General features: G+C 45.9%; 22 protein-coding genes. 15 read left to right on the top strand and 7 right to left on the bottom strand.

The genetic code is table 11. The features are described from left to right. Positions 1-50 precede the first annotated feature (50 nt). The 7 genes from C9991_RS00625 to C9991_RS00595 all read left to right on the top strand — a co-directional run bounded on the left by C9991_RS00625 (position 51) and on the right by C9991_RS00595 (position 9919). Entirely contained in the window at positions 51-488 is a 438-nt protein-coding gene (locus C9991_RS00625; protein ID WP_198643722.1) for a hypothetical protein, read from the top strand. Then, complete coding sequence (locus C9991_RS00620) at positions 485-1321, top strand: fibrobacter succinogenes major paralogous domain-containing protein (protein ID WP_157949316.1); 837 nt, start codon at positions 485-487, stop codon at positions 1319-1321. The genes C9991_RS00625 and C9991_RS00620 overlap by 4 nt, the downstream gene beginning before the upstream one ends. An 86-nt stretch (positions 1322-1407) precedes the next feature. Beyond that, positions 1408-3381 (top strand): thioredoxin family protein, encoded by a 1974-nt coding sequence (locus C9991_RS00615; protein WP_198643721.1) that lies wholly within the window; start codon positions 1408-1410, stop codon positions 3379-3381. A 989-nt stretch (positions 3382-4370) separates the two neighbouring features. Next, on the top strand, positions 4371-5645 hold the full coding sequence (locus tag C9991_RS00610; protein WP_106810720.1) for a DUF3575 domain-containing protein: 1275 nt from the start codon (positions 4371-4373) through the stop codon (positions 5643-5645). A gap of 8 nt (positions 5646-5653) precedes the next feature. Further along, the gene (locus C9991_RS00605; RefSeq protein ID WP_106811704.1) at positions 5654-6712 is read left to right on the top strand and encodes a DUF5119 domain-containing protein; all 1059 of its coding nucleotides are present in this window, start codon (positions 5654-5656) and stop codon (positions 6710-6712) included. 58 nt (positions 6713-6770) lie between these two features. Further along, on the top strand, positions 6771-7733 hold the full coding sequence (locus tag C9991_RS00600) for a fimbrillin family protein (RefSeq protein ID WP_106810719.1): 963 nt from the start codon (positions 6771-6773) through the stop codon (positions 7731-7733). Between the two features lie 77 nt (positions 7734-7810). Continuing rightward, entirely contained in the window at positions 7811-9919 is a 2109-nt protein-coding gene (locus C9991_RS00595; protein WP_106810718.1) for a fimbrillin family protein, read from the top strand. Between the two features lie 168 nt (positions 9920-10087). Here C9991_RS00595 and C9991_RS00590 read toward each other — a convergent pair whose 3' ends face one another. Then, positions 10088-11029: a DNA/RNA non-specific endonuclease gene (locus C9991_RS00590; protein ID WP_106810717.1), complete on the bottom strand. Its 942-nt coding sequence runs from the start codon at positions 11027-11029 to the stop codon at positions 10088-10090. A 165-nt stretch (positions 11030-11194) separates the two neighbouring features. Then, positions 11195-11446: a type B 50S ribosomal protein L31 gene (locus tag C9991_RS00585; protein WP_094881737.1), complete on the bottom strand. Its 252-nt coding sequence runs from the start codon at positions 11444-11446 to the stop codon at positions 11195-11197. Between the two features lie 179 nt (positions 11447-11625). On the opposite strand from C9991_RS00585, the gene C9991_RS00580 reads away from it, so the two are divergent. The 3 genes from C9991_RS00580 to C9991_RS00570 all read left to right on the top strand — a co-directional run bounded on the left by C9991_RS00580 (position 11626) and on the right by C9991_RS00570 (position 14570). Further along, a complete protein-coding gene (locus C9991_RS00580) occupies positions 11626-13176 on the top strand; it encodes an ATP-dependent DNA helicase (RefSeq protein ID WP_106810716.1) in 1551 nt (516 codons plus the stop codon). A gap of 174 nt (positions 13177-13350) precedes the next feature. Then, the gene (locus C9991_RS00575) at positions 13351-13917 is read left to right on the top strand and encodes a peroxiredoxin family protein (RefSeq protein ID WP_106810715.1); all 567 of its coding nucleotides are present in this window, start codon (positions 13351-13353) and stop codon (positions 13915-13917) included. Continuing rightward, positions 13914-14570 (top strand): SprT-like domain-containing protein, encoded by a 657-nt coding sequence (locus tag C9991_RS00570; RefSeq protein ID WP_106810714.1) that lies wholly within the window; start codon positions 13914-13916, stop codon positions 14568-14570. The genes C9991_RS00575 and C9991_RS00570 overlap by 4 nt, the downstream gene beginning before the upstream one ends. 52 nt (positions 14571-14622) lie before the next feature. Here C9991_RS00570 and C9991_RS00565 read toward each other — a convergent pair whose 3' ends face one another. The 3 genes from C9991_RS00565 to C9991_RS00555 all read right to left on the bottom strand — a co-directional run bounded on the left by C9991_RS00565 (position 14623) and on the right by C9991_RS00555 (position 18491). Further along, positions 14623-16059, bottom strand: coding sequence for a lipopolysaccharide biosynthesis protein (locus C9991_RS00565; RefSeq protein WP_106810713.1), 1437 nt, complete (start codon positions 16057-16059; stop codon positions 14623-14625). A 26-nt stretch (positions 16060-16085) separates the two neighbouring features. Continuing rightward, on the bottom strand, positions 16086-17855 hold the full coding sequence (locus C9991_RS00560; RefSeq protein ID WP_232823255.1) for a chloride channel protein: 1770 nt from the start codon (positions 17853-17855) through the stop codon (positions 16086-16088). A gap of 66 nt (positions 17856-17921) precedes the next feature. Next, on the bottom strand, positions 17922-18491 hold the full coding sequence (locus tag C9991_RS00555) for an L-threonylcarbamoyladenylate synthase (RefSeq protein WP_106810711.1): 570 nt from the start codon (positions 18489-18491) through the stop codon (positions 17922-17924). Between the two features lie 134 nt (positions 18492-18625). Here C9991_RS00555 and fmt point away from each other — a divergent pair, with 134 nt between their 5' ends. Beyond that, positions 18626-19603 carry a methionyl-tRNA formyltransferase gene (fmt, locus tag C9991_RS00550; protein WP_106810710.1) on the top strand — a complete coding sequence of 326 codons (978 nt, stop codon included), beginning with the start codon at positions 18626-18628 and terminating at the stop codon, positions 19601-19603. A 78-nt stretch (positions 19604-19681) separates the two neighbouring features. Then, on the top strand, positions 19682-20014 hold the full coding sequence (locus tag C9991_RS00545) for a Fic family protein (RefSeq protein ID WP_157949315.1): 333 nt from the start codon (positions 19682-19684) through the stop codon (positions 20012-20014). 225 nt (positions 20015-20239) lie between these two features. On the opposite strand, the gene C9991_RS00540 is transcribed toward C9991_RS00545, so the two are convergent. Continuing rightward, positions 20240-21739, bottom strand: coding sequence for an alkaline phosphatase family protein (locus C9991_RS00540; RefSeq protein ID WP_106810708.1), 1500 nt, complete (start codon positions 21737-21739; stop codon positions 20240-20242). 29 nt (positions 21740-21768) lie between these two features. On the opposite strand from C9991_RS00540, the gene C9991_RS16805 reads away from it, so the two are divergent. From C9991_RS16805 to ribD, 3 genes are all read left to right on the top strand, one after another. Continuing rightward, on the top strand, positions 21769-21921 hold the full coding sequence (locus C9991_RS16805) for a hypothetical protein (RefSeq protein ID WP_198643720.1): 153 nt from the start codon (positions 21769-21771) through the stop codon (positions 21919-21921). Continuing rightward, positions 21906-22565 (top strand): hypothetical protein, encoded by a 660-nt coding sequence (locus tag C9991_RS00535; RefSeq protein WP_106810707.1) that lies wholly within the window; start codon positions 21906-21908, stop codon positions 22563-22565. The genes C9991_RS16805 and C9991_RS00535 overlap by 16 nt, the downstream gene beginning before the upstream one ends. 67 nt (positions 22566-22632) lie before the next feature. Continuing rightward, complete coding sequence (ribD, locus tag C9991_RS00530; protein WP_106810706.1) at positions 22633-23601, top strand: bifunctional diaminohydroxyphosphoribosylaminopyrimidine deaminase/5-amino-6-(5-phosphoribosylamino)uracil reductase RibD; 969 nt, start codon at positions 22633-22635, stop codon at positions 23599-23601. A 160-nt stretch (positions 23602-23761) separates the two neighbouring features. Here ribD and tsaE read toward each other — a convergent pair whose 3' ends face one another. Beyond that, positions 23762-24175, bottom strand: coding sequence for a tRNA (adenosine(37)-N6)-threonylcarbamoyltransferase complex ATPase subunit type 1 TsaE (tsaE, locus tag C9991_RS00525; protein WP_106810705.1), 414 nt, complete (start codon positions 24173-24175; stop codon positions 23762-23764). Between the last annotated feature and the right edge of the window lie 4 nt (positions 24176-24179).

Genomic DNA, 24179 nt, shown 5'->3' with positions numbered 1-24179 from the left:
CAGATCTATGCGAAAGACCATTCTTTTATTTGTTTCTTTATTGCCGATGTTTGCAATGGGAGCTTCTGACGATGCGGGGGGTAAATGCATTACGCCTTCATAAAGCATCTGGTGATGAGGTGACAATTTTATTGAGTGAACGTCCTCTTGTCACTTTTAATAACAACGACTTGGTAATCACCACCCACATGGACGAAGTTAGCTATCCTTCGGCAGATGTTCTTAAGCTAACTTATGTGAATGTGAATCCTACGAATATCAACGGTATTGAGCGCTCGGGAACCCTCTATTCATTAATAGGGGACGAATTAAAGATAGCCAATGCAGTTCCTGGCACTCGCGTATTTGTTTATACTGTTGACGGTACGCTTCTCACTTCTTCCACAACTGACACACAAGGCTGTTCGACATTGCCCATTGCGGGAATGTCCGGATCGGTGTATGTTGTAAAAACCTCGTCTGTAACTTTTAAAATCCGTAAGCTATGAAAAGACTTGTAACCTCCTTTACACTCCTCTTCGCTATGTGTTGTGGAGTAATGGCACAGAATGAAGCCATTTATCAGTATAGAAATGACGGCAAGGGAAAGTCGATGTTCTTGAAGTCTAAAGTGGATAGTGTAGTGTATTCGCAAAAAGACATTCAGAGTAATGTCAAGAACGAATATGTCGTACAAGAAATATGGACTCAAGACAGTGTGTATAGAACACCATTAGATGCGATCGACCATATAGACTTCGTCACATTAAAGAATTGTTGTCCAGATGAGCATCATCCCCATGCCGTAGACCTCGGTTTGCCAAGCGGCACGAAATGGGCTTGCTGCAATGTAGGCGCTTCATTTCCCGAAGCCTACGGCGGTTATTATGCTTGGGGCGAGACAATAGAGAAAGATGAATATAGTTGGGATACATACGCCCACTACAATAGCAACAAATACAGTTTCATTAATATTGGCTCTGACATTACAGGCTCTTCGTTTGATGTGGCTCATGTACGCATGGGCGGCTCATGGCAAATGCCAACTGTTGAGCAACTGAAAGAGTTGTATGAAAACTGTGATCAGGAGTGGACACAGCAAAATGGTGTGGATGGAATTCTGGTGACAGGTCCTAATGACGCTCAGATATTCCTTCCTGCCCCAGGCTATCGCTCGAAATCAGATCTATATGACGAAGGTAAATTCGGTTTCTATTGGTCTGGTACACTCAGTTCTGACAGTGAGTATTGTGGATATTATCTCCGCTTCAATGAGGACAACTGGGATTGGGGTAATGGCAACCGTGGCGGTGGACGTTCGGTTAGAGCTGTATGTCCGTAATACAGGACGCATGTTGAAATAATAAGAATCAATCGTCATCAGCTCCTTCATGGGGCGATGGCTAAAAACATCAACAACAAGTAAACATGATGAAAAAGGTATTATTGTCTCTTGCAGCTGTTGCTCTTGTTCTGAGTGCATCTGCACAGATAAACACTCGTGTGGTGTCAATAGGTCCTTCAGTTGGCAAGCACACGGAAGCGAGGAAGGTAGCCAAGATTGCTTCCAACCAGCATTGGGTGGGTCTGTACTCTTCTGATGATTTGAATGAGAATGGTATAGGTGTCCCAGACTTTCCTGGCGATAACAGGATTGGTGCCTATCTGTCGTCGGATTTGATGTCTGGCTATGTGGGAAAGAAGATTGTCGGCATGCGCTTTGGTCTCTGTGCATCGCAGACCAACTCACGAGTGTTTATCAATAAGGCCTCTGGTCCTCTCGCCGACGTCAGTATAGGGGACGAACTCTTCGGTCAGGATGTTGCTTCTGCAAAAGTGGGATGGAACGAGGTAATGCTTTCTCAACCGATTGATATTACCGACGGTGAAGGATATTTGGTAGGATATAATTTCAAGCAAGGCAACACGCGGGCTGGTAATTATTATACTCTTGACTGCTATCCAATCTCGGCGGTGAAAGAGGGCGATGATTTGGACAACAAGCTCTGGATTTATTGCAATATCCCTACATCCCAGGGTGGTGATGGTGTCAGCTGGTATCCATTCAGCGGTCAAAATGGTAATCTGAGTGTTCAGCTCCTCATTGAGGGCGATTTTGCTAACTATGATGTGTCTCTGAAGGACTTTAGTGAAGCTATGGGTGTTGTCAACACCAACGCTGACGTCACCCTTTCTTTCTACAACAACAGTAAGGAGGCTGTCAGCGACCTCGACTGCGTGGTTACGGTTGATGGCATGGATTTGGACGAGCAGCATATTGCAATGGCTAATGCCGTGGCTGTGGGTAAAAACGGTGAAATCACCGTCTCTGTACCATGTGGCTCCGAAGTTAAGAACCGTGAGGTCGCTGTAAAGGTGACTAAGGTTAATGGCAATGCCAACCAAAGCCAGAATGCTACTGCCAAGGGCACGCTCAGGGTGGTTCCCAAAATGTTCAATCGCGGTGTCGTTGTTGAGGAGTTTACGGGTACTGGTTGCGGTTGGTGTCCTCGTGGTCTTGTCGGTATGGAGAAGGCTGCTGCCCACTATCCCGACAACTTCATAGGTATCGCCATCCACAAGTTCAATGCCAGCGACCCGATGTTCGCGTCTGACTATGCAAATGTTGGCTTGTCAAGTGCTCCCTCCTGTGTGATAAACCGCAATGGAAGGGCCATTGACCCATATTATGGATCAAACAAGTCTATCCTTGATGACATGGCTGCAGCCGTGAAGGATGTGCCGATGATTGGTGTGGATGTTAATGGCGTATGGAATGCCGATTCTACTGTCGTGACGGTGAATGCCAATATCGACTCATACGTTTCTGGCAAATATGATATAGCTTACGTGCTCACAGCCGATAACTTGACGGCTAACAAATCTTCTTGGCGTCAGAGCAATTATTATACTAACTTTACAAAGCAGCAGCTGATTGATCAGGGTGAGGAGGATCTCGCAATCTTTGCAAAGGATGGTGATAAGGGTTCCAAATACTTCAATTGGGAATTCATGGACGTGCTGATAGGTAGCTCTTATAGCAATGCGTCCAACTTGGCTGCTCCCGTCACGCTGACTGCCAATGAGACAACTACAACTTCTTATGATGTGGCTATGCCCACTAAGGCTGCTCTCAAGAATGCTCTCAAGGCTACGGGTAGAAAGGTGGCTGTCATCGCTATTGTGATTGATCAGCAAACCGGACAGGTAGTAAACGCTGGCAAGAGTTACAACATCGTCTCCAACACTACTGGTATACAAGGCGTTGTGGACAACGCGAAATACGATGCTGTAGAGGTGGCTCGATACAATGCTTCAGGTCAGCGCATCAAAGCTCCAGTAATGGGTATTAACATTATCAAGATGAGCGACGGTCGTACAGTGAAGGTTATTGTGAAGTAATGACTATGTTCAAATGGTGTCGGTTTAACCGACACCATCGTAATCCAATTCAAATACCACAGGAATATAGAGTGGGGGATTGTCGTTGTGACGGTGAACGAATCGTTCAGCGTACAATTTCGGCAAAATAGGTATAGGGTGAATTATTATTGATTGAGGGATGTCGCGTTTCACGACACACCCCGTATTCAGCCTAAGGGGTTGGATTCAACCCAACCCCTTTAGAAATATGATTGTCGGCGTTTCTCAAAATCCGTGCTATTCGCCGACGAAGCCCGAGCGTTTCATCCGTGAAATCCTTATACGACCAGGATGTCATGCGCCAATAATTCTGTGGCTTCTGCGGAATCTGTGGGAGATATATACAGAAAAATACCGTTGAAAATGCACTGTGAAAATCGGTTCTATCTGCCATGAATCTACCATCCTCTAATTTATTGTTATTCAATTTATTACGAGATTTATGTCACTTATGTCACTTTTTTTACAAAAACATTTTTTCGTACCATGAAGCAGTTTATTACTCAAGTTTCGCATGTCTTCTACATGCTATCAGTAAACAAGTAGACAGACGAATAAGGATATTTGCCTTGACAGTTAAAGCCTTGCAAACAACGATGTTTCAAGAACATTTGTCCATTTGCTCGGCTTTGCCGCTTGCTTGCAAGAACTTCACGAGCGAAGCGAGTTATCTTCCAATAACTTCTTTCGCTTGTGAAACTTGAATTTCTTTTATAATAATGTGTATTTTTTGTTTTTGGCTTAATATTCCGTTTTTTCTTGTTTTTAATGTTTCTAAATGTTAAGAGTTTGAAAATATGTTAATTTTTAAGGGGGGGGGAAGAAATTTTGTTGTATATTTGAAACAGAAAGAAACAACTAAATCTGTGACTTTTTTTATTGGCTATAATTATGCCCTTAAATGAAAGAGGCAAGAGGACTGACTACACTAAACTGATTAAATACCTAAAATACAATATATAACTCTTATGAAACTACTGATTAATCTTGCAATATTATTCTTATGCTGTATAGGTGTGTCAGGTCAGACCTATCGCAAGGAGATATGTGTTGGTTTCCGTGTAAGCTCAAGCGAGATAGATCTTGACTACGGTGACAACGCTTCCAATCTCGCCGAGATTGTAGGTTTGCTGACCGACGTTCAGCGCAATCCCAATATGGAAATTACGGGCGTGTCGTTCTGCGGCTCGGCCTCGCCAGAAGGCAGGTCTCTGCTGAACAAGCAGCTTGTGGCAGACAGATGCGCAAGCCTTGAGCATTACATTAGGCAAAGGGTAGACTTGCCAGACAGCGTAGTGTTCAAGTGCGACAAGACAGACGTGTGGCAGAAGCTCGCCATATATGTCGAACGATCGGACATGCCACACAAAGACGATGTGCTCTACCAGATAAGGCAGACCCCGGAATACACCTACAACGCCAAAGGTACTCTTGTTGACAGTCGCAAGAAACGACTGATGGACATGAATTTCGGACGCACATGGAATTATATGCTGCGAGAGTTCTTCCCCTCAATACGCAATGCGAGCATACTGATGGTATACATTAAGCAAAAGCAAAAAGAAACTAAACAAACAGAAATACTCCAAGAGGTAAAAACACCCATTCAATCTGTTGACACAATACCCCAAGAAATATCATCCGAGGAAACTCAGCCTATGCCAGCCGCGAAGAGCAGCTGCTATTTCGCCCTAAAGACGAATATGCTCTACGACGCGCTTGCTATTCCGAATATCGGTGTCGAGGTGTCGCTTGGCAGACGATTGTCTTTAGCAGCCGACTGGATGTACGCATGGTGGAGCAACAACAACAAGCATCGCTACTGGAGAGTGTATGGCGGAGGACTGTCGGCAAGAAAGTGGTTTGGACATGCTTCTGAGCAGAAACCCTTGCAAGGCCACCACATCGGAATCAACGCCCAAATCCTGACCTACGACATTGAGTTTGGAGGCAAGGGATATATGGCAGGCGAACCTGAAGGGTCGCTGTGGAACCGACTAAACTATGCCTTTGGTGCCGAATATGGCTACTCAATGCCAATAGCCAAGCGACTGAACATCGACTTCAGCCTTGTGGCTGGATATATGGGCGGACGCTACTACGAATACATTCCAATTGACGGACACTACGTGTGGCAGGCCACCAACAACCGACACTGGTGGGGACCTACAAAGATTGAGGTGACGCTGGTGTGGCTCTTAGGCAATAACAATTATAATGTGAAGAAAGGAGGCAACAAATGATTAACGTGATGAATAAAGGCAGAGTAGCTGCCTGGGCTGCATCGCTCGTCGTTGCTACCATGACTTTGTTGTCTTCATGCGACCATAAGGAGCTGTGCTTCGACCACAACGCCCATGCGTCAAGATTTCAGTTGCATGTGAGTGCCAATTATCAGCAGGAATGGGAGGTAGGAAAGGATGGGTCGACCCACTGGATTGACTTTCCCACATGGCTCGAAACCTACGGTATGCAATACGACGACCTGCGACCGCTGATTCCTGCCGGATTGCGAATGCACGACTTCCCTAAGGAGGGACAGAGCGACATGATAAACATGGCGGCTATGGGCGAAACCGTTGGTCTGCGCTCTGGAGAGCATCAGCTGTTGTTCTACAACAACGACACCGAATATATCGTTTTCGACGAAATGTATTCGTATGCCTCTGCTAAGGCCACTACACGCACCCGCACCCGATCAACCTATTTGGGCAATCCGTTCAACAGCCAAACCGGAGCGAAGGAGAACACCGTGAACATGCCCGACATGCTCTACGGCAACTACAACAAGAGCTATACCTCGGAGAGAACCTCGGAGCCCCCGCTTATGGAGGTGACCATGCACCCGTTGGTGTTCAAGTATCTTGTGCGCTATGAGTTTAGTAAGGGATTGGAGTATGTCAAGCTGACGCGCGGAGCCTTGTCGGGCATGGCAGCCTCGGTTTATCTGAATAGTGGCTACACATCGAAGGAGACGGCAACGCTACTCTACGACTGCACTATGGAGTCGTGGGGAGCACAGGCTATAATAACCTCGTTCGGCGTGCCTGATTATCCCAACGGATTCTACTCCACAACACGTGCCCCGCACAGCAATGCCTTGAATCTTGAGGTGCGACTGAAAAACGGCATTATCAAGACCTTTAACTTCGATGTCACCGAACAAATCAACAACCAACCGCAAGGTGGAGTGATTGTGGTGAGCGGCATAGAGATTTCGGACGAGGACGGAAAGCAAGGCAGCTCTGGATTTGATGTCGGAGTAGATGGATGGGGCGAGTTTGAAGATGTCGTTATTCCTCTAAAATAATAGAGACAAAATAACTTTTACTTTAAAAATAATAATTAACAATTTAAAACCTATCATTATGAAAAATCTATTTTTAATTGGTATGGCTGCGGCTAGTATGATGCTCGCTTCTTGTAGCAGTGACGAGAATGTAGAGATGGCTAACAACAAGAATGCTATCGAGTTTAAAACTTTTGTGAACAATAGTACACGTACTACCAATGACGCTACAGCAGACAACCTCATGAAATTTAAAATATGGGGTAGATTTGAGAGCAAAGATGGAACAAAGAAAGGTGCACCATTCGTAGCAAGAGACATGACCAAAACAGGTGGCGTATGGTCTTATGGCACTCCGTTGGTTTATTGGGAGAAGGATTATAAATATAGTTTCCAGGCTCTTGCTCCGCACAATGCTTATACGTTTACAGCTCCAACAGAGTACGGTGAGTGGGGCTCACTTACCTTTGACAATAAAACAGGTGAAACAGACCTTATTTATGCAACAAACGATTTTGGCTTGTATAATGGTGGCTCATGTCCTGCTGCTGTGAATTTGACGTTCAATCACCTTCTCTCTCGTGTTCGTTTCCAGTTTACAAATGGCATGGATGATGGTTCGGGTGTTTACGTTTCTGACGTTAAGATTACAAATGCTTATGCTAATGGTACAGCAGCACTTGCTGCTTCAATAGATGCTGTTGTCTGGACTACATCAAATCCGCAGGACCTTGAGTTCGGAAATATGACAGGAAAAGTTGATGACAAGACAGGACGTTCTGACCATAAGTACATGATTCCTACAACTACTGCAACAGATTATACAATCTCATTCAAGGTGACACGTGTACATCATGGCGTAACCGATGTATATGATCATACTGCAACAGTATCTTTGGCATTGCAACCAAACAAGAGCTATCAGCTGACAGCTACTCTCGACAAGAAAAACATCAATCCTGATGAAGAACTTTGTCCTATTGAGTTTAAAGTTTCTGTAAATTCTTGGGGAAGCTTTACAGACACAGGTATAACAATGTAATAACAACTAATTCTTTTCTGAGGGGGAATAATCTTCCCCCTCACATTTAATTCACAACCCCTTAAACCCAAATCAAAATGAAAGGAAAAAAACTCTTACACAAGACAGCTGGCATGGCTGCTGCGCTCCTGTCGTTGTCACTCTTTTCATGCAGCAGCGATGGAACATTAGACTCTTTTGGCAAAAGCCAGACTGACTGTATCCGCTTTGGTATTTCCGATGACGACAATGCCACACGTGCCAATGGCAATGGCGAGGACGTTACTTCTACCAGCTATGTGCTCAGGTCGGATGAGACGACCGACACTTTGTGTGTGCGTGCTATAGTGAGCGACGGAATAGAAGCCAACAATAAGCAACATGCCACACGTGCCAGTATGCTTACGGACATGTACGACAAATTCAAGGTGGTGGCACAAGTAAAGAACGCCGACGGCACCTTCGGCACACAATATTATATGGATGATGTTGCCACAAAGAAAGGCTCCTTGTGGCAGTCGGCAAACATCTACTACTGGCCCGGCAACCGACAGCTGAACTTCCTTGCATGGGCTCCTGCGGATGATGGCGTTTTCACGGAGACGCCTGTTTATCCTGTACCTGACGTGAAGAAAACAACGATAAAATATACAGTACCCGACGATGCTCTAAAGCAGCCCGACATTATGGCTGCATACACAGGCTATATGTCCAATCCAGGCACGGGCTCGACGTGCGCTCCAGTAAACCTGCAATTCAAACATCTGTGTACAGCCGTGAGGATATTGACGGGAGCAGAGATGACCAATGGCTCTATCCAGAGTGTGAAAATCACTAATGTGCACAAGTCGGGAACCTACGACATGGCTACTTCGAAATGGACGCTCGACGGGGAAACCACCGACTACTCTATAGCTCCAAACTATACTACCACCACAACCACGCCCAATGGCACAATACTATACAATGGCGAGGCGGCTTTCATGCTGCTGCCACAGACATTGGGCAAGGACAGCAAACTCGAAGTGGTGTATAAAGACAAGAATTCGGGTAAAGAACGAACCATCAGCGCGTCGCTCAACGGAGCTGAATGGCCTATGGGCAAAACCGTGACCTATCGACTCTCGATTTCGCCTTACTACGAATTGGAATTTACCGAAGACCCCGGACTGCAAGACGCACACTATGTGATTTGTCCAATCAAGATAAGGTCGAAGTATCTGGAGAAGGGATGGACGCTGACATCAAAATCGCCAAAGGTGACGCTTTGCAAAGAGCTTACCGACTTGACCTCGCTTGGATACTGGGTGGAGGAAGACCGAGGCACGTCAAGCATTTCGGGCACAGGCGATGGCGAAGTGACGGTGTATGCCTTCCTTGAGGAGAACATAGATAGGGCAAACCGAAAGGTGGATCTTGAGCTTAAGCCAAAAGACTATCCCAAACAGGCTCCTGTGGTATATACTCTCGAACAGTTGTTCCCAAGCTGGAATACCGAAGGATTGGGGTGCGAGCGTTTAGAGGACAAGGTGTCGCCATGGGGATTCTTGTGGGATAATGATATGAAAATCACCTATGACATGAGCGATGCTGGTGGTCATGGTATATTAGGTCCAATACGAAGATGGATTATGAAGCTTCAGATTAAGTATTATGGTGATAAATATCAGGATTATATTACTTATACCACATATTGGGCTCAGTTGAAAAGTCTTACCATCGACTTTAGTAAAGTGCCTAACCTTGATGTGTCGGACGATCCTGACGACGGAAATAAGAACACTTGGGAATTGTATAATTTCAATGGTATTAGCGATGTGACCGGACTAATGAAGCAACTGGAGGATTGGGGCGGAAAGCCCGACAAGAAGTTGCCCATCGACCCTGCTGAATATGCCGCCCGAATGTGTATATTGAAGAATAAGTTCAATAAGGAGAAAATTGGTTCAGAAGGTGGCACTACGGCTTATCGTCCGGTACTTAAGCGAGAAAACCTCGTGTGGTATCTGCCTTCAAAGAATGAGTATACGAAGATGAAGGATAATGACTATCCGCTCTCTGGCGAGTATTGGACTTCCACGGCGTCGGATGTTGCCCACGACAACGAAAACGCTTATCAGTATACCGAAGGTGTAGGAACGAAGCTGAGAGCAAGAACCGCCAATCTGAAGCATCGTGCCATGCGCAAGATGCCAGGAACGAAATAAAGGTTAGATAAACCTAAAATCCGCAACCTGTAATATTTTTGATATTTCGGGTTGCGGATACCTCTCTAAAACGACTCGTTTTCGTAAAGAATCCTTATGGTGTAGTCGCAAGAGACAAAATCCCCTTACTCCCATGATGCGACTTGAGGCAATACGCAAAATTTGTTGTTATAGCCATTTCCAGCTGCTTTCATTATAGTTCTTCTCTACATTAGCCTCAATATCGTCAGGCAGGTTGCAGAAGAAGTCGATGCCCGTAAGCTGTTCAAGCTTTTCTATGGACATGCAATGCTGCTTTATGGTTTCGTTTGTGCGGTAGGAGTTGGTCTGGTCGCACCAGTATCCTAAGGCAATATATTCGTGCTTGCCGTTGATGTAGTACTTTCTTAGAATAGCCGTAAAGAAGTATTTTGGCACAATCAGCTTGCCGTCAATACGTTTAATGATGTTCTTCTCGTCGTCGATGGTACCGCCTTTGCATACAAAGATGGTGTCTTTAGGACCAAGGTTGCTGGCCCATGTCTGAAGCTGTTGCTCCATACGTAGCCATAATCCCTTATTCTTGTTGTTTTTGCTGTCGAAGCCGTTGAAGGCATGATACTGTGGCTGCATATTCGACATATAGAAGGTTTGGTCGTTGGCTTCCTTCGAAAATGTACGGTCGGCACTTGGGCATATATGTCCGCGGTCGAAACCTGGGAAATAAGTATATTCTGCCCAATAGTCGCCCTCTGATAGGGCAGGGTCGGCTGTGAATGAGCCAGTGCGCGAATGGTTTCCGCTGAAGCCCCTATGCAATTGATAGCACGACCAACGTTGCGACTTCTTGTCGCAATCCCATTCTGTGCAGAAGTTCACACGGTCTTTATCGTAATCTGTATTTGACAGTCTATGCACAATAATCTGTTGTCTGCCCGTCTTCTTCAGCGCCGGAAATTCCAGTCGCAGCACAGCCTTATCGGTTGTAACCACATTTGCGTTCTTGTTTACAGGCTTGCCGTCGTCAATAACGGGGTTATTGTCGTCGCCGCAACTTACAAAGAACAATGTAAGGCAGGCAAAGCAAAGGTAAAGGATGCTTTGCGGGCGTAGGGTGTGCAATAGTTTCATATTGAGTGTATTAATTAGATTTCAGTATAATGAAAAGCAAAAAGAAAGTGTGTTCTGAGCGTATATGCAACTACGCTTAGAACACACTTTCGATGTGCATATTCAAAAAAAGAATGTGTCTATCCCTTTTTGTGGGGGGATAGTATATTTTTCGTTTTCTTTTCCTTACTTGCGAACCTTTGCGTAACGGCTCATGAACTTGTCTACGCGACCAGCGGTATCAACAAGCTTGCTCTTACCTGTATAGAACGGGTGAGATGTGCTTGAAATTTCGACCTTAACTACTGGGTAAGTTTCGCCTTCAAATTCTACTGTCTCTGAAGTCTTGCATGTAGACTTTGTAAGGAACATATCGCCGTTGGACATATCCTTGAATACGACGGGGCGATAGTTTTCTGGATGAATTCCCTTCTTCATTTTGTTTAAAATATTTTGAATGTTAATTGAATAAACGCTTTTAGAGCATTAATGGGTGCAAAGTTACAAGATTTTTCGCATATATCCAAACTTTTATAGCTTTTTCTTAATCATTGGGTTAGCGTTTGCAAACTAATCAGTAACTTTGCATGAAAATAAGAAACAAAACATCAAAATAAGTGCTACACGACGAACTGATATACCAAATACGCCAAAGCTTCGGCTTTGAGCCAACTCTCGACCAAAGCCGAGCCCTTGTTACATTCGCCTCGTTTATGTCTGATAGCGACGATAGAGCGGTGATGATAATGCGAGGATCGGCCGGTACGGGCAAGACATCTCTGTCTGGTGCCATTGTGCGTACAATGAAAAGGCTCAGGCAACGTGTGGTGCTGCTTGCTCCTACGGGTCGTGCTGCCAAGGTGTTCTCTATCAACTCTGATACTCCAGCCTCTACCATTCATAGACGTATATATAGGCAGAAGTCGATGGAGGGCGCTTTCTCGCTTGCTCCTAACATGCACACCGATACCCTATTTATGGTGGACGAAGCCTCGATGATAGCCAATGAGGGGCTGCAAGGTGCTGTATTTGGCACGGGATGTCTGTTAGACGACCTTGTGCAATTTGTGTATAACGGTCGAAACTGTCGACTTATGCTTATCGGTGATAAAGCTCAGTTGCCACCTGTAGGCGAGGAGGAATCGCCTGCCCTGTGCTCTGACTTTATGCGCGGATATGGATTGTCGCTGTACGAGAGCGACCTTAATGAGGTGCTGCGACAGAGTCAGGAGTCGGGCATACTCTATAATGCTACCGTTATACGCCAAATGATAACGCACGACGAGGCTACTGAGTTGCCTAAAATTAGGTTCAAGGGATTTGCCGACATCGTTAATGTGCCTGGCAACGAACTTATTGAGTCGCTTGCCACAAGTTATTCGCAGGTGGGTATGGACGAGACTATGGTGGTGACAAGATCGAACAAGCGTGCCAATATATACAATCAAGGCATACGCAACCAGGTGCTTTGGCGTGAGGAGGAACTTACGTCGGGCGACTGGCTTATGGTTGTTAAGAACAACTATTATTGGACTGAGCAGGATGCAGTTAAGAATCGTGCCGGACTTGCCAAGGATTCTACATCGGCGGCAGCGCAGAATCTTGCTGCTAACACATTGCCTACTGGTGCCGTTGTTACAGCATCGGCTAAGTCGCAGGCTGTACAAGTGCAGCAACCTGACCAGCCTACGCCTTCGTTTATTGCAAATGGCGACCGTGCCGTAATACAACGTGTGCGCAATAGACGCGACCTTTATGGATTCCATTTCGTAGATCTCTGGTTGCAGTTTCCCGACTACGACAACTATGAGTTGCAAGTTACGGCTCTTACCGACTCATTGTCTACCGAGGCTCCAGCTCTTACGCGCGAGCAAAGCGACCGACTGTTCGAACAGGTTATGCTCGATTATGCCGATGTGCGTACTAAGCCCGAGCGCTATAAAAAGCTTAAGGAAGACCCTTACTATAACGCTTTGCAGATAAAGTATGCCTATGCCGTTACGTGCCACAAGGCACAGGGCGGACAATGGGCACATGTATATGTAGACCAGGGATATATGACGGACGATATGCTGACACCCGACTATATACACTGGCTTTATACTGCATTTACACGAGCTACCGAGAAACTGTTCCTGGTCAACTGGCCTAAGACACAGACTGAATAGGAAGACTAGACAACAGGTAATTTAGAAGATATTGTAGGAGGTACGGTCTCCGAACCGTACCACGCAAGTGGCTATATGGCACTGAGAACTGGCAGTTTGAGTGGTACGGTTCGGAGACCGTACCTCCTACGTGAACCATAAATGTACATTAATTAAAAATTAGAACATAACAATATGAAACAGATTAAGCTTTTTCTCTTTGCCTTGGCACTAACCATTATGCCACAGGCTATCAATGCCCAAACCGCTGCCAATACACAGGCAAATGTGGTAGAAGACCTCGACGCAAAGTATGCTACCAATCTTCTTAAGTCGGGAACCGACGCTCCCGACATCAACTTAAAGACCATTGATGGCAAGCAGTTTTCGCTTAAGAGCTTGCGTGGCAAGTATGTGGTGCTCGACTTCTGGGCTACATGGTGTCCCGACTGTCGTAAGGACTCTCCATATATAATGTCTCTTTACGAGAAGTTTGCCCCAAAGGGAGTTGAGTTTGTAGGTGTGTCGTTCGACACTAAAACAGAATCGTGGAAGAATGGGGTGGAGAAGCTTGGCATAAAGTATACCCAGGTTAGCGATATGAAGAATATGCGCGAGTCGGCTGTGGCACATACCTATGCCATTAAGTGGATTCCTACAGTATATGTCATTGGTCCTGACGGCAAGGTTGTGCTTGCCACCGTTATGTCCGACAAGGTAGGAGCATATCTTACATCCGTTTATCCCGACTGTGCCGAATGATATTGACAACCGACATACTGCGTACATGGTTTAAGCAGTTCAACACCGACTACTTTGGTGGTGAGCTGCCTATGCCTCGTATTGTATTGTCCAAAGCCCGTACACGTCTTGGCACTATGGCATGCAAGTGTACGCGTAGGTTGCTGAAACGTGTGTACAGCGACTTTGTTATTCGCATAAGTACTTATTATGAGTGTACCGAGCGAGAGTTTCAGGAGACGCTGTTGCACGAGATGATACATTATTATATTATATATAAGCGCATTCCCGACACTTCGTCGCACGGCAAAGTGTTTCGCGAGATAATGCACCAGCTCAACAGTAAGTATGGTTGGCATATAACAATTACGTCGTCAATGCGTGGACGTAAAGTGGCAGACGAGTCGGGTAGGTCGCGTCGGTCAGCCTTTCTTGTGCTTGCTGTAGTGCTTAACGACGGCACACGTATGTTGTCGGTAGTAAGTCCGAAGTCTGCACGCAAGCTCGATGTTATGGCTAAAGGAGTTAAAGAGATAGTGGATTATCGCTGGTATATGTCGTCTGATCCTTATTTTGCCGACTATCCTGTGGTTAGAAGTTTGCGTGCTCGACGTGTTGACAAAGAGCTGTACAACGAAAAAACGGCTGCAATGCAGCCGTTGGTATTGCCATAATATAGTATGGTTATATTCTACGGATAATTTTATAAAATGCCGCACTTTTTGTTTATTTGCGCTTAAACAAAAAGCGCTCGCATTCCTTTAATATCTTTACTCTTGCAACCTTCATCACTATATAATATAATGTGGCTGCAATAACAAAGCGTGATATCAGCAATGCCCAAAGGTTGCTGAGCGATAGCGTAGCGGCATAGCTTGCAGCCATAACACCAGCAGCTGCAAGTGCAAATGGCATTACGTCGCAGAAGAAACGCCAATAGCCATAACCCGTAAGTCGCCTTACAAAGAATAGCCATACCAGCAACCATGATGTGTTGATAAGCATATAGGCTATCACCATATTGCGTATGCCCCATTGCCATATCAGCAGCATGGTTATAATCTGAACAAGTCCGAGCGAGAAGGTACACCAAAAGAATGTGCCCGAACGACCCTTAGATATAATCATGTTGGAGAATAGAGTGGCAAGAGGCATTGTTGCTCCCGATACGCATAGTATCTGTATCAGTTCGGCAGACGCAAGCCACTTTTCGCCGATAGCTATAACTATAAACTCCTTAGCCACAAGTCCGAAGCCGAACATCAGCGGAAAGGTGATGAACGACGTAAAGCGCATCATCTTGCGGAATACATCCATCTGCCTGCCCTGTTCTCCGTTGAGGCTTACAAGCACTGGTTGTGCTACCTGCGCCACCATACTTTGCACAAGCGAGTAGCATTTGGTGTTCCATTGGTAAGCCTGATTGTAGTTGCCCGTGTCGCGTGGCGAGAAGTAGTGGCCAAGCAATATGTTAAGCACATTGTTGTTTACACAAGTCATGATGGTTGTAGCAAGTATCTTGCACGAAAAGCGGAACATACGGCGCACAGGCGCAAATGTTATGCCGTGTACAGTAGGACGCCACGGCGAGAAATACCATTGGAAAAAGGTGTTGATGCCAACATATACCAGGCCTTGTGTGGCAAGCGACCAGTAGGCGGCACCGCAGAAAGCCATAACCACACCAACTGTGCTCGACACGATAACAGCAATGCCTCCCGCCTCGGCTTGTTGTTTAGCCTTAAGATTCTTGAAAAGGTAAGCCGATTGGGCTGTGCCAAACGACGCTATCACTATGCTTAGGAAGGCATAGCGACACAATGGCACCACCTTCGGCGTGTGATAATATTCGCCTATGAGTGGTGCTGCAAAAAATAGAATGGCATATAGCGACGATGCCATTATGATATTGAACCAGAACACAGAGTTGTAGTCTTCTGCCTTTGGCTCTTTAAGGTTGGTAAGTGCAGTGCGGAAACCGCTGTCTTGAAGGGCAGTGGCAACCAACGAGAATATGCTTATCATAGCCATCATGCCATAATCGGCAGGAGCAAGCAGTCGGCCCAAAACAATGCCGAAAGCCAATCCTATAATCTGTTGTATGCCACTGTTCAGTCCGCCCCAAAGCAGTCCTTTGGCTGTTTTTTCCTTTAGAGTCTCCATCCCTATGTTCTTTGTTCCTTGTTTTCTTATTCGTTTGAGAAGTCGGCCACCATCTTTCGGTACATGCTGTATGCACGCGAACGCGAAATGTAGCCCGTTATATGTCCGGCTGTATTAACCACAGGCAAGTAGCGAGTGCCCTTTAGGTCGAACTTGCGCATCACTTCCTCCATCGAGTCATTAATGCCCACTTGTGCGGCTATAGGCTGCATAAGCTGTCTGACACTCATCTTGTTGTACAATTCGGCACGGAACATGACGTGGCGAATCTTCGTTATGTCTATCTCGCCCAATATGCTTCCGGCAGCATCAAGTACAGGTATAAAACTGGTGTGGCTCTTTGATATGGCGTTTACCAGTTTGCCAAGAGGCATGTCAGGATTAACTGCCGTGTAGTCGTGCTCAACAACACTGTCCATACTCATAAGTGTAAGCACCGACTTGTCTGTATGGTGGGTTATCAGCTTGCCCTCGCGTGCCAGACGCATGGCATAAATACTGTGCGGCTCGAATATGCTTATTGTCAGAACAGACGACACAGCTACAATCATCAACGGCATAAAGAGGTTGTAGCCATTGGTTATCTCGGCTATGAGGAAGATACCCGTAAGCGGCGCATGCATAACTCCAGCCATGACACCAGCCATACCAAGCAGCGTGAAGTTCTTCTCGGGAATGTAAATTCCTAACTCATACGTGTTCCACAAACGTGCAAAGAGGAATCCGCTGAAGGCTCCAACGAACAATGAAGGCGCAAATGTACCACCGCAACCGCCTCCTCCATTGGTGGCAGCTGTAGCAAAAGTCTTGGTTACAATTACCATTGCTATATAGAGTATCAGCAGATTGCCGTGTCCGTAGAATAATGAGTTGCGCAACACCTCGTTCCAATCTGCCTCGCTCATACCGTTCAACAGCACATTGATAGCCGAATAACCCTCGCCATAGAGCACAGGAAAGAGGAATATGAGTGAACTAAGCATCACTCCACCTAACGCCAATTTGGCATAACGATGCTGCTTTAGTTTGCCGAAGATGCCCTCGCAAGCCGACATAGAGCGTATAAAGTATAGGCTCACCATGCCGCATACAATGCCGAGAATGATGCTTGCAGGTACACGATCTACCATCCACGCTCCGTCAAGATGGAAGTTGAATAGCGAGTCGCTACCCATAAATATATATGTAAAGCACGTTGCCGTGACTGCAGCTGTAAGTATAGGCAGCAGCGATGCCATGCTTAAGTCTACCATAAGCACCTCCAAGGTGAACACCAATCCGGCTATAGGTGCCTTAAAGATACCTGCAATAGCGGCGGCAGCACCGCAACCAACGAGCAGCATAAGTGTCTTGTTGTCCATTCGGAACAACTGTCCAAGGTTAGAGCCTATGGCCGAACCCGTGAGTACAATAGGAGCCTCGGCACCTACAGATCCACCAAAACCGATGGTAATGGCAGATGCAAGGACAGATGTCCAGCAGTTGTGCCCCTTAAGGCGCGACTGCTTTGAGGATATGGCATAAAGTATACGGGTAATACCGTGCGATATATTGTCCTTCACCACGTATCTCACAAACAAAGAAGTGAGGAAGATACCAATAACAGGAAACATCAGGTACATCCAGTTGAACGTGTCGGCATGGAAGCGCGATGTAAGCAGATGCTGTATCTCGTGTATAATGGTGTGCAGTATGAATGCAGCTACAGAGGCAAAGAAACCAATGAAGAACGCCAATATAATTGTGGCTTGGCGGTCGCTAAGGTGCTTAGTGCGCCATTGGTATAGGCGCAGCATGAGCCCTCGTATATTTGATGTGTTGGAAGTAGTCTGTTCCATTATATGTTGACTTGCCAACTGCGTTTACTTTCTTATGATAGTTACCTGTCCGTCGCGGCTAATCTTCACGATGCTGCTTGGCTTGTGTGGCTTGTGTTCCTGGCGTCGTGTCCAGCACACATAGTCGGCAGCCTCGAGTATCTCGGGTACTATGTCGCAATAGTTCTGTGCAGCAGGCTCGCCGCTTATGTTTACACTTGTGCTTACAATAGGCTTCTGGAAACGATAGCACAGTTCTTTAGAGAACTCCTCATTAGTAATGCGCAAGCCTATACTTCCATCCTCGGCTATGAGGTTAGGGGCAAGATTAACGGCGCCATCAAGAATAACGGTAGTAGGTTTATCGGCTATCTCCATAAGATCCCATGCTACCGACGGCACGTCACGTACATAACGTTGCACACGGTCTACAGAGTCGGCAAGGCAGATAAGTGCCTTGGAATCGTCACGTTGTTTTATCTTGTATACCTTTGCAACGGCTTCGGCGTTAGTGGCATCGCAGCCAATTCCCCAAACAGTGTCGGTGGGATAGAGTATAATCCCGCCTTTTCGCATTACATCGATAGCGTTTTTAATGTCTTCCTTTTGTGTCATCTTTTATAGTGTGTTATTTAATAAACGCAAAGTTACGGTTTTTTATGCACAAATCGCCAAATGTATCGTCTAAAATTCCTACCTTTGCATTAATAGCTATAGAAACTTTAACATTGAAACAATAAAATCAAGATATGGAAAAGAAAGACTTACGTATAGTGTTTATGGGCACCCCCGAGTTTGCAGTAGGCTCTTTGCAGCGCCTTGTAGAAGGAGGATATAACGTTGTAGCTGTAGTTACACAGCCCGATAAGCCAGTTGGCCGACATGGTTCGGTGCTTCGTGCATCGGCTGTAAAGGAGTATGCTCTTGCTCATGGCCTGCCTGTATTGCAGCCGGTAAAGATGAAGGATCCTGAGTTTATAGAGCAGTTGCGCTCGTACAATGCCGACATTCAGGCTGTTGTAGCATTTAGAATGTTGCCTGAGATAGTATGGGGAATGCCCCGTTTTGGCACATTCAATGTTCATGCAGCCTTACTTCCTCAGTATCGTGGTGCAGCTCCAATCAACTGGGCTGTGATAAATGGTGAGACAAAGACAGGTGTCACCACCTTCTTCCTCGATCATGATATAGATACAGGTCGTATCATAACTCAGCGCGAGTTTGCCATTCCCGACGATGCGGATGTAGAGTATGTATACGATGGACTGATGCAGCTTGGTGCCGAGATATGTCAGGATACAATAGATATGGTACTTGCCACAGATGGCAATGTGCCGTCGCAGCCTCAGAACGAGGATGTGGAATTGTTGCCGGCTCCAAAGATATTTAAGGAGACATGCGAGATAAAGTGGAACAACAATGCCAAGAAGATATACGACTTTGTGCGTGGCCTTAGTCCATATCCAGGCACTTGGACAACACTTGCACCTAAATCGGATGCCGTGAACGCATCTCCCTCTGTGCTCAAGATATTCAAGACGCTTAAGACCGGACGTGCATGCGATGCCGCTCCTGGTACAATAAAGGTTGAGCATGCCCATATGTTTGTGGCTACTGCCGACGAATGGCTTGAGATAGTAGAGCTGCAAGCTGCCGGAAAGAAACGTATGGCTGCCCGCGACTTCCTAAATGGCTTCAAGAGTGTGGAGGAGTTTGAGGTTAAGTAGTGTATATGTATGAGTGATAAACAACATTAGGAGAAAAGTGGGATTTGCGCAATCGTTACTTACATATACATGCAACTGATGAATGGAAAGTGCAGCCAAAATTACACCCCACAAGTACCCCACAAGTACCCCACAAGTACCCCACAAGTAAAAGACAAACTGCATACAAGCAATCCTTTCATATTGGAGTTGATAAAAATCATAGGGGATAAGAACTTGTCGGTAAGAGAAATGTTGTCGGTAATAGGACTTAAAGAACGGAAGAACTTTCTCGACCTCTATCTGAATCCTGCCATTAGTGAAGGCTATGTCTGTTTGCTTTATCCAAATTCGCCCCGTCATCCTCGTCAGAAATATTTGTTGACGGTTAAAGGACTGGCGGTATATGATGAATGCAACAAATCGAAGTGAGAAATGGATTAAGAAAAGATAGTTGTCTGTTATTGAACGATGGATTCTTGCTGTTGTCTTATTCTTTTAAAATGCTTAAGGGTGTGTCATATGTAATAAAAGTGGAAACTTTATATACCCTCGTGCTAGGCGTGAGAGTGTATAAAGTTTCCGCTTTTTGCAAATAGTTCATAGTAAAAGACCTACGCTGATTACGGCGACAATGGTCTTGCAAATGGCTTGTTATTACTTCTGGTCAACCACTTCAACTATCGGGTTGCCGGTTGCTGCAGAAGGAGCCTCGATGTGAAGCATAGAGCATACGGTAGGAGCTGTGTCTACCATATATGTAAGCTTGTTGGTTTTGCCAGGCTTGATATGCCATCCCATAAATACAAGAGGAATGTGGGTGTCGGCATGAGTCCATGCACCATGCTGTGCACCAAAGTAGTCGTCCTTAACCTTAAAGCTAAAGTGATCGGGGCGAACAATTAGAGTGATGTCGCCAGTACGTCCACGGTAGTAGCCATTTATCACACGCTCGCGTATCCATTGCGGAACAGGGGCTATAGCAGCATTCTCGTTGTCGATGACAAATGGGAATATCTCGCTCTTCTTCTTGAACTCGTTGATGATGGCAGCCTTAACCTTATCGTAGCAGAGATTGTTCTGCGCAAGGAAGTCGCGGTTGATGTAGAGGCTGTAGTCCAAAACTCTGTGGATGTACTTGCCCTCAACTCCAAACAGCTTGCCCATAGCATCGTTAACTGTAGCTATTTCTGCATTAACGTCGGCATAACCACCAGGCAACTTGTGTGCCTTCATCGTGTTGGGATTATGTGTGCCACCGTGGTCGGCAGTAAGGAATAGCAGGTATCCATCCTTGCCTACCTGATTGTCGAGAGCTTCGAAGAACTTCTTGAGGTCGTGGTCAAGTGTAAGGAACACTTCCTCGTTCTCCTTGCCCGGAGACAACCATGTTCCTGTAGTATGCGAGATGGCATCGGTAGACGATATGCTAACGCAGAGCATGTCGGTTGTGCCGTTGTTGCCAAGGTTCTCGGCCTTCATAATGGTTTCGGCAAGGTTGAATGTTGTGGTAACACCGGCGGGAATAGACTTAGGGTCGATACCCGGCTTGATGCCAATTTGCTTGTTGAACTTGGTGATATAGTCGGGCAACTTGTCCATATAATATGTACTTGTAACAAATCCGGCAATCGACTTGTCGTACCAATAGGCACCATTGGCAGAGTGGCCAGCAGGCAAGATAGCAGCACGGTCCTTAAGTGCTACACCATATACCTTAGCCTTGAAGTTGGTAGCCTGACGCAGCATGTCGCCAATTGTTGTGCTCATCATATTGCGAGGCGACATAGCTCCAACCTTCGACTTAGAGCCAACAGTCTGCTCGTTTTCGTCGTCGCAGCAATATACAAATTTGCCGTCCTTATAGAATGTATTGCAAGCAATGCCGTGAGTGGCAGGACCGGCACCAGTATACAAGCTTGCGTGTCCAACGCCGGTAACGGTAGGCAGATAGTTTATCATCTGGTTTTCGCAAGAGAAACCTTCGTTGATAAGACGCTTCATACCGCCCTCGCCATACTTGTCGTAATAATAGTATAAATAGTCCCAACGCATCTGGTCGATAACAATACCAACAACCAGTTTAGGACGTTCTACCTGTGCCGCTGCTATCATTGCAACACAGCACATCAATACAGAAAGAATGATTTTCTTCATTGTCTTGTCGGTTTTTATTTTTAAGTTTTATGATGTACAAAGGTAGCAATAATATTCGGCTTGTGGGTGGAAATGATAAAAATAACGGCATTTTCTTTGAAGTTTCAATAATTTATCGTACTTTTGGCGGTATACAAATACCTATAATTAAAACCAAGATAACGCTATGGAAAAAAAGATAACACAAGAAAACTTCGAAGATACTTATGTTGACAGTATCGAGATGGAGCGCATAGACAAGTTCGTATGCGACGAAATGGCGCGACAGATTCATCGCTACATCAAGGCAATGAAGGGCTCGAAGGCCATTATGCTTAAGTTTGAAGAGCAGCTTGCCACACTCACTATTCCAGAGAAGGAGAAAGCCATAGCTCGCTACATCGACCTGAACCGCAAGGTACTGTCTGGACTTGACTTCAAGATAGTACTTGCACGCGCTATGGCCAACTACTCGGACACTTTCTCTTATCTTGTAGAACTGGTGAACAACAAGCGCAAGATGGTGTTCTACCTCAACCGCATACGCGACAAGTATGAGCAGTATCATGATGTGTACGAGGAGGACGGCAAGTTTGGTATCAAAGACCATCAGGGTAATGTGCTTATTCCGGCACACTACGACTTCCTACGCACACCTTATGTATATGTGGACGACTTGCGCACTCTGCCTGTAATAGCACAGCGTGACGGCAAGATGGGATTGATTCTGCCTGACGGTAAGGAGACTGTTGTTGCCGAGTTTGTATACGATGATATCTCTTTGCGCGACGAACCGCCTTACTTTGAGGCTTGGAAGGATGGTGAGGCTACGCTTATTGAGGCTTAAGCTTTACGAGTGAGAAGACGGACTGCACCCCTCCACATTATTGAAATTAAAACAAATAAAGACAGTAATGACAACCGATGAAAGGTTTATGCACCGTTGCCTGCAATTGGCACGCAACGGTATGCAGAATGCTAAGCCTAACCCTATGGTTGGAGCGGTGATAGTGGCAGCCGATGGTAGAATAATCGGTGAAGGTTATCATGTGCGTTGTGGCGAAGGGCATGCCGAGGTGAATGCATTTGCCTCGGTTAAGCCTGAGGACGAGCAACTGCTGCATGAGGCAACTATTTATGTTAGTCTTGAGCCTTGCTCGCATTATGGTAAGACGCCTCCGTGTGCCGACCTTATAATAAAGAAAGGTGTAAGGAGATGTGTTGTGGGGTGTGTAGACCCTTTTGCCAAGGTTAAGGGACGTGGCATTAAGAAGATACAAGATGCCGGAATAGAGGTGACGGTGGGTGTGCTTGAGGCTGAGTGTCGCAAACTTAACAAGCGTTTTATTACCTACAACGAGCATCATAGGCCATACATCCTGCTGAAGTGGGCCGAAACAGCCAACCACTTTATAGACGACCATGGCAAGGCTCTTGCAATATCTACTGCATACACACGTATGCTATCGCACAAACTGCGTGCCGAGAACGATGCCATATTGGTAGGACGTGTGACAGACGAGCGCGAGAATCCGCAACTAAACACACGCGACTGGGCAGGTAAATCGCCTCGCCGTATCGTTATTGGCAGCAAGATTAAGCTGTTTGAGGGCATGGACATGCAGCAGCCCATACTGCCGCAACTTATGCAATGGCTATACGATGAAAAGTGTCAGTCGCTTATTGTTGAGGGAGGACGCACCACGTTGCAATCGTTTATCGATGCCGGGTTATGGGATGAAATACGCATAGAAACGGCACCAATAACGGTGGATGACGGAACTAAGGCACCTGAAATGCCAAAGGAGGCAAGGCTGGTTAGCAGGAAAGAGTGTGACGGTAATATTATCAGTGTTTGGGAAAACCTAAACTTTATGATATAAAATATACGAGGGTGTGCCAAAAGTCGCAATTTGGGCTTTGCCTTTCCGCTTCGCGCCGGCGACCTTTGGTTCAGCCCGCATTGTTTGAGTTTTGACACATCCTCATATTAAATATATAAGGTGTAATACGAATAAAGGTATGGATAGAATCCGCCTTCGTTTAAAACTTCACTACTCTTCCGCCATCATCAGTAGCCTCGATAGTTACCTTTGTAGCATCCTCAGGCAACAAGTCGTCTATAAGTTCGGGCCATTCGAGGAAGCAGAGCGAGCCGCTATAGAAATAGTCTTCGTATCCCATATCGTATACTTCCTCCAGTTTCTTGATGCGATAGAAGTCGAAATGGTAAATTGAGTCGCCCGTTGTAGCGCTCTGATACTCGTTTACAATAGCGAATGTAGGCGATGTAATGACGTCGTCTACCCCAAGCTCTTCGCATATAGCCTTTATGAATGTTGTCTTACCAGCACCCATCTTGCCATAAAAGGCGAACACTTTGCCGTCGCCCATGTTCTCAATGAATTGCTTGGCAGCCTCGTTGATGTCTGCCAAGGAGTTGATTTTAATTTCCATTGTT

This window comes from Prevotella merdae (genome assembly GCF_900290275.1).
Taxonomy (GTDB): Bacteria; Bacteroidota; Bacteroidia; order Bacteroidales; family Bacteroidaceae; genus Prevotella; species Prevotella merdae.
This window is presented reverse-complemented; position numbering and strand designations above follow the sequence as displayed.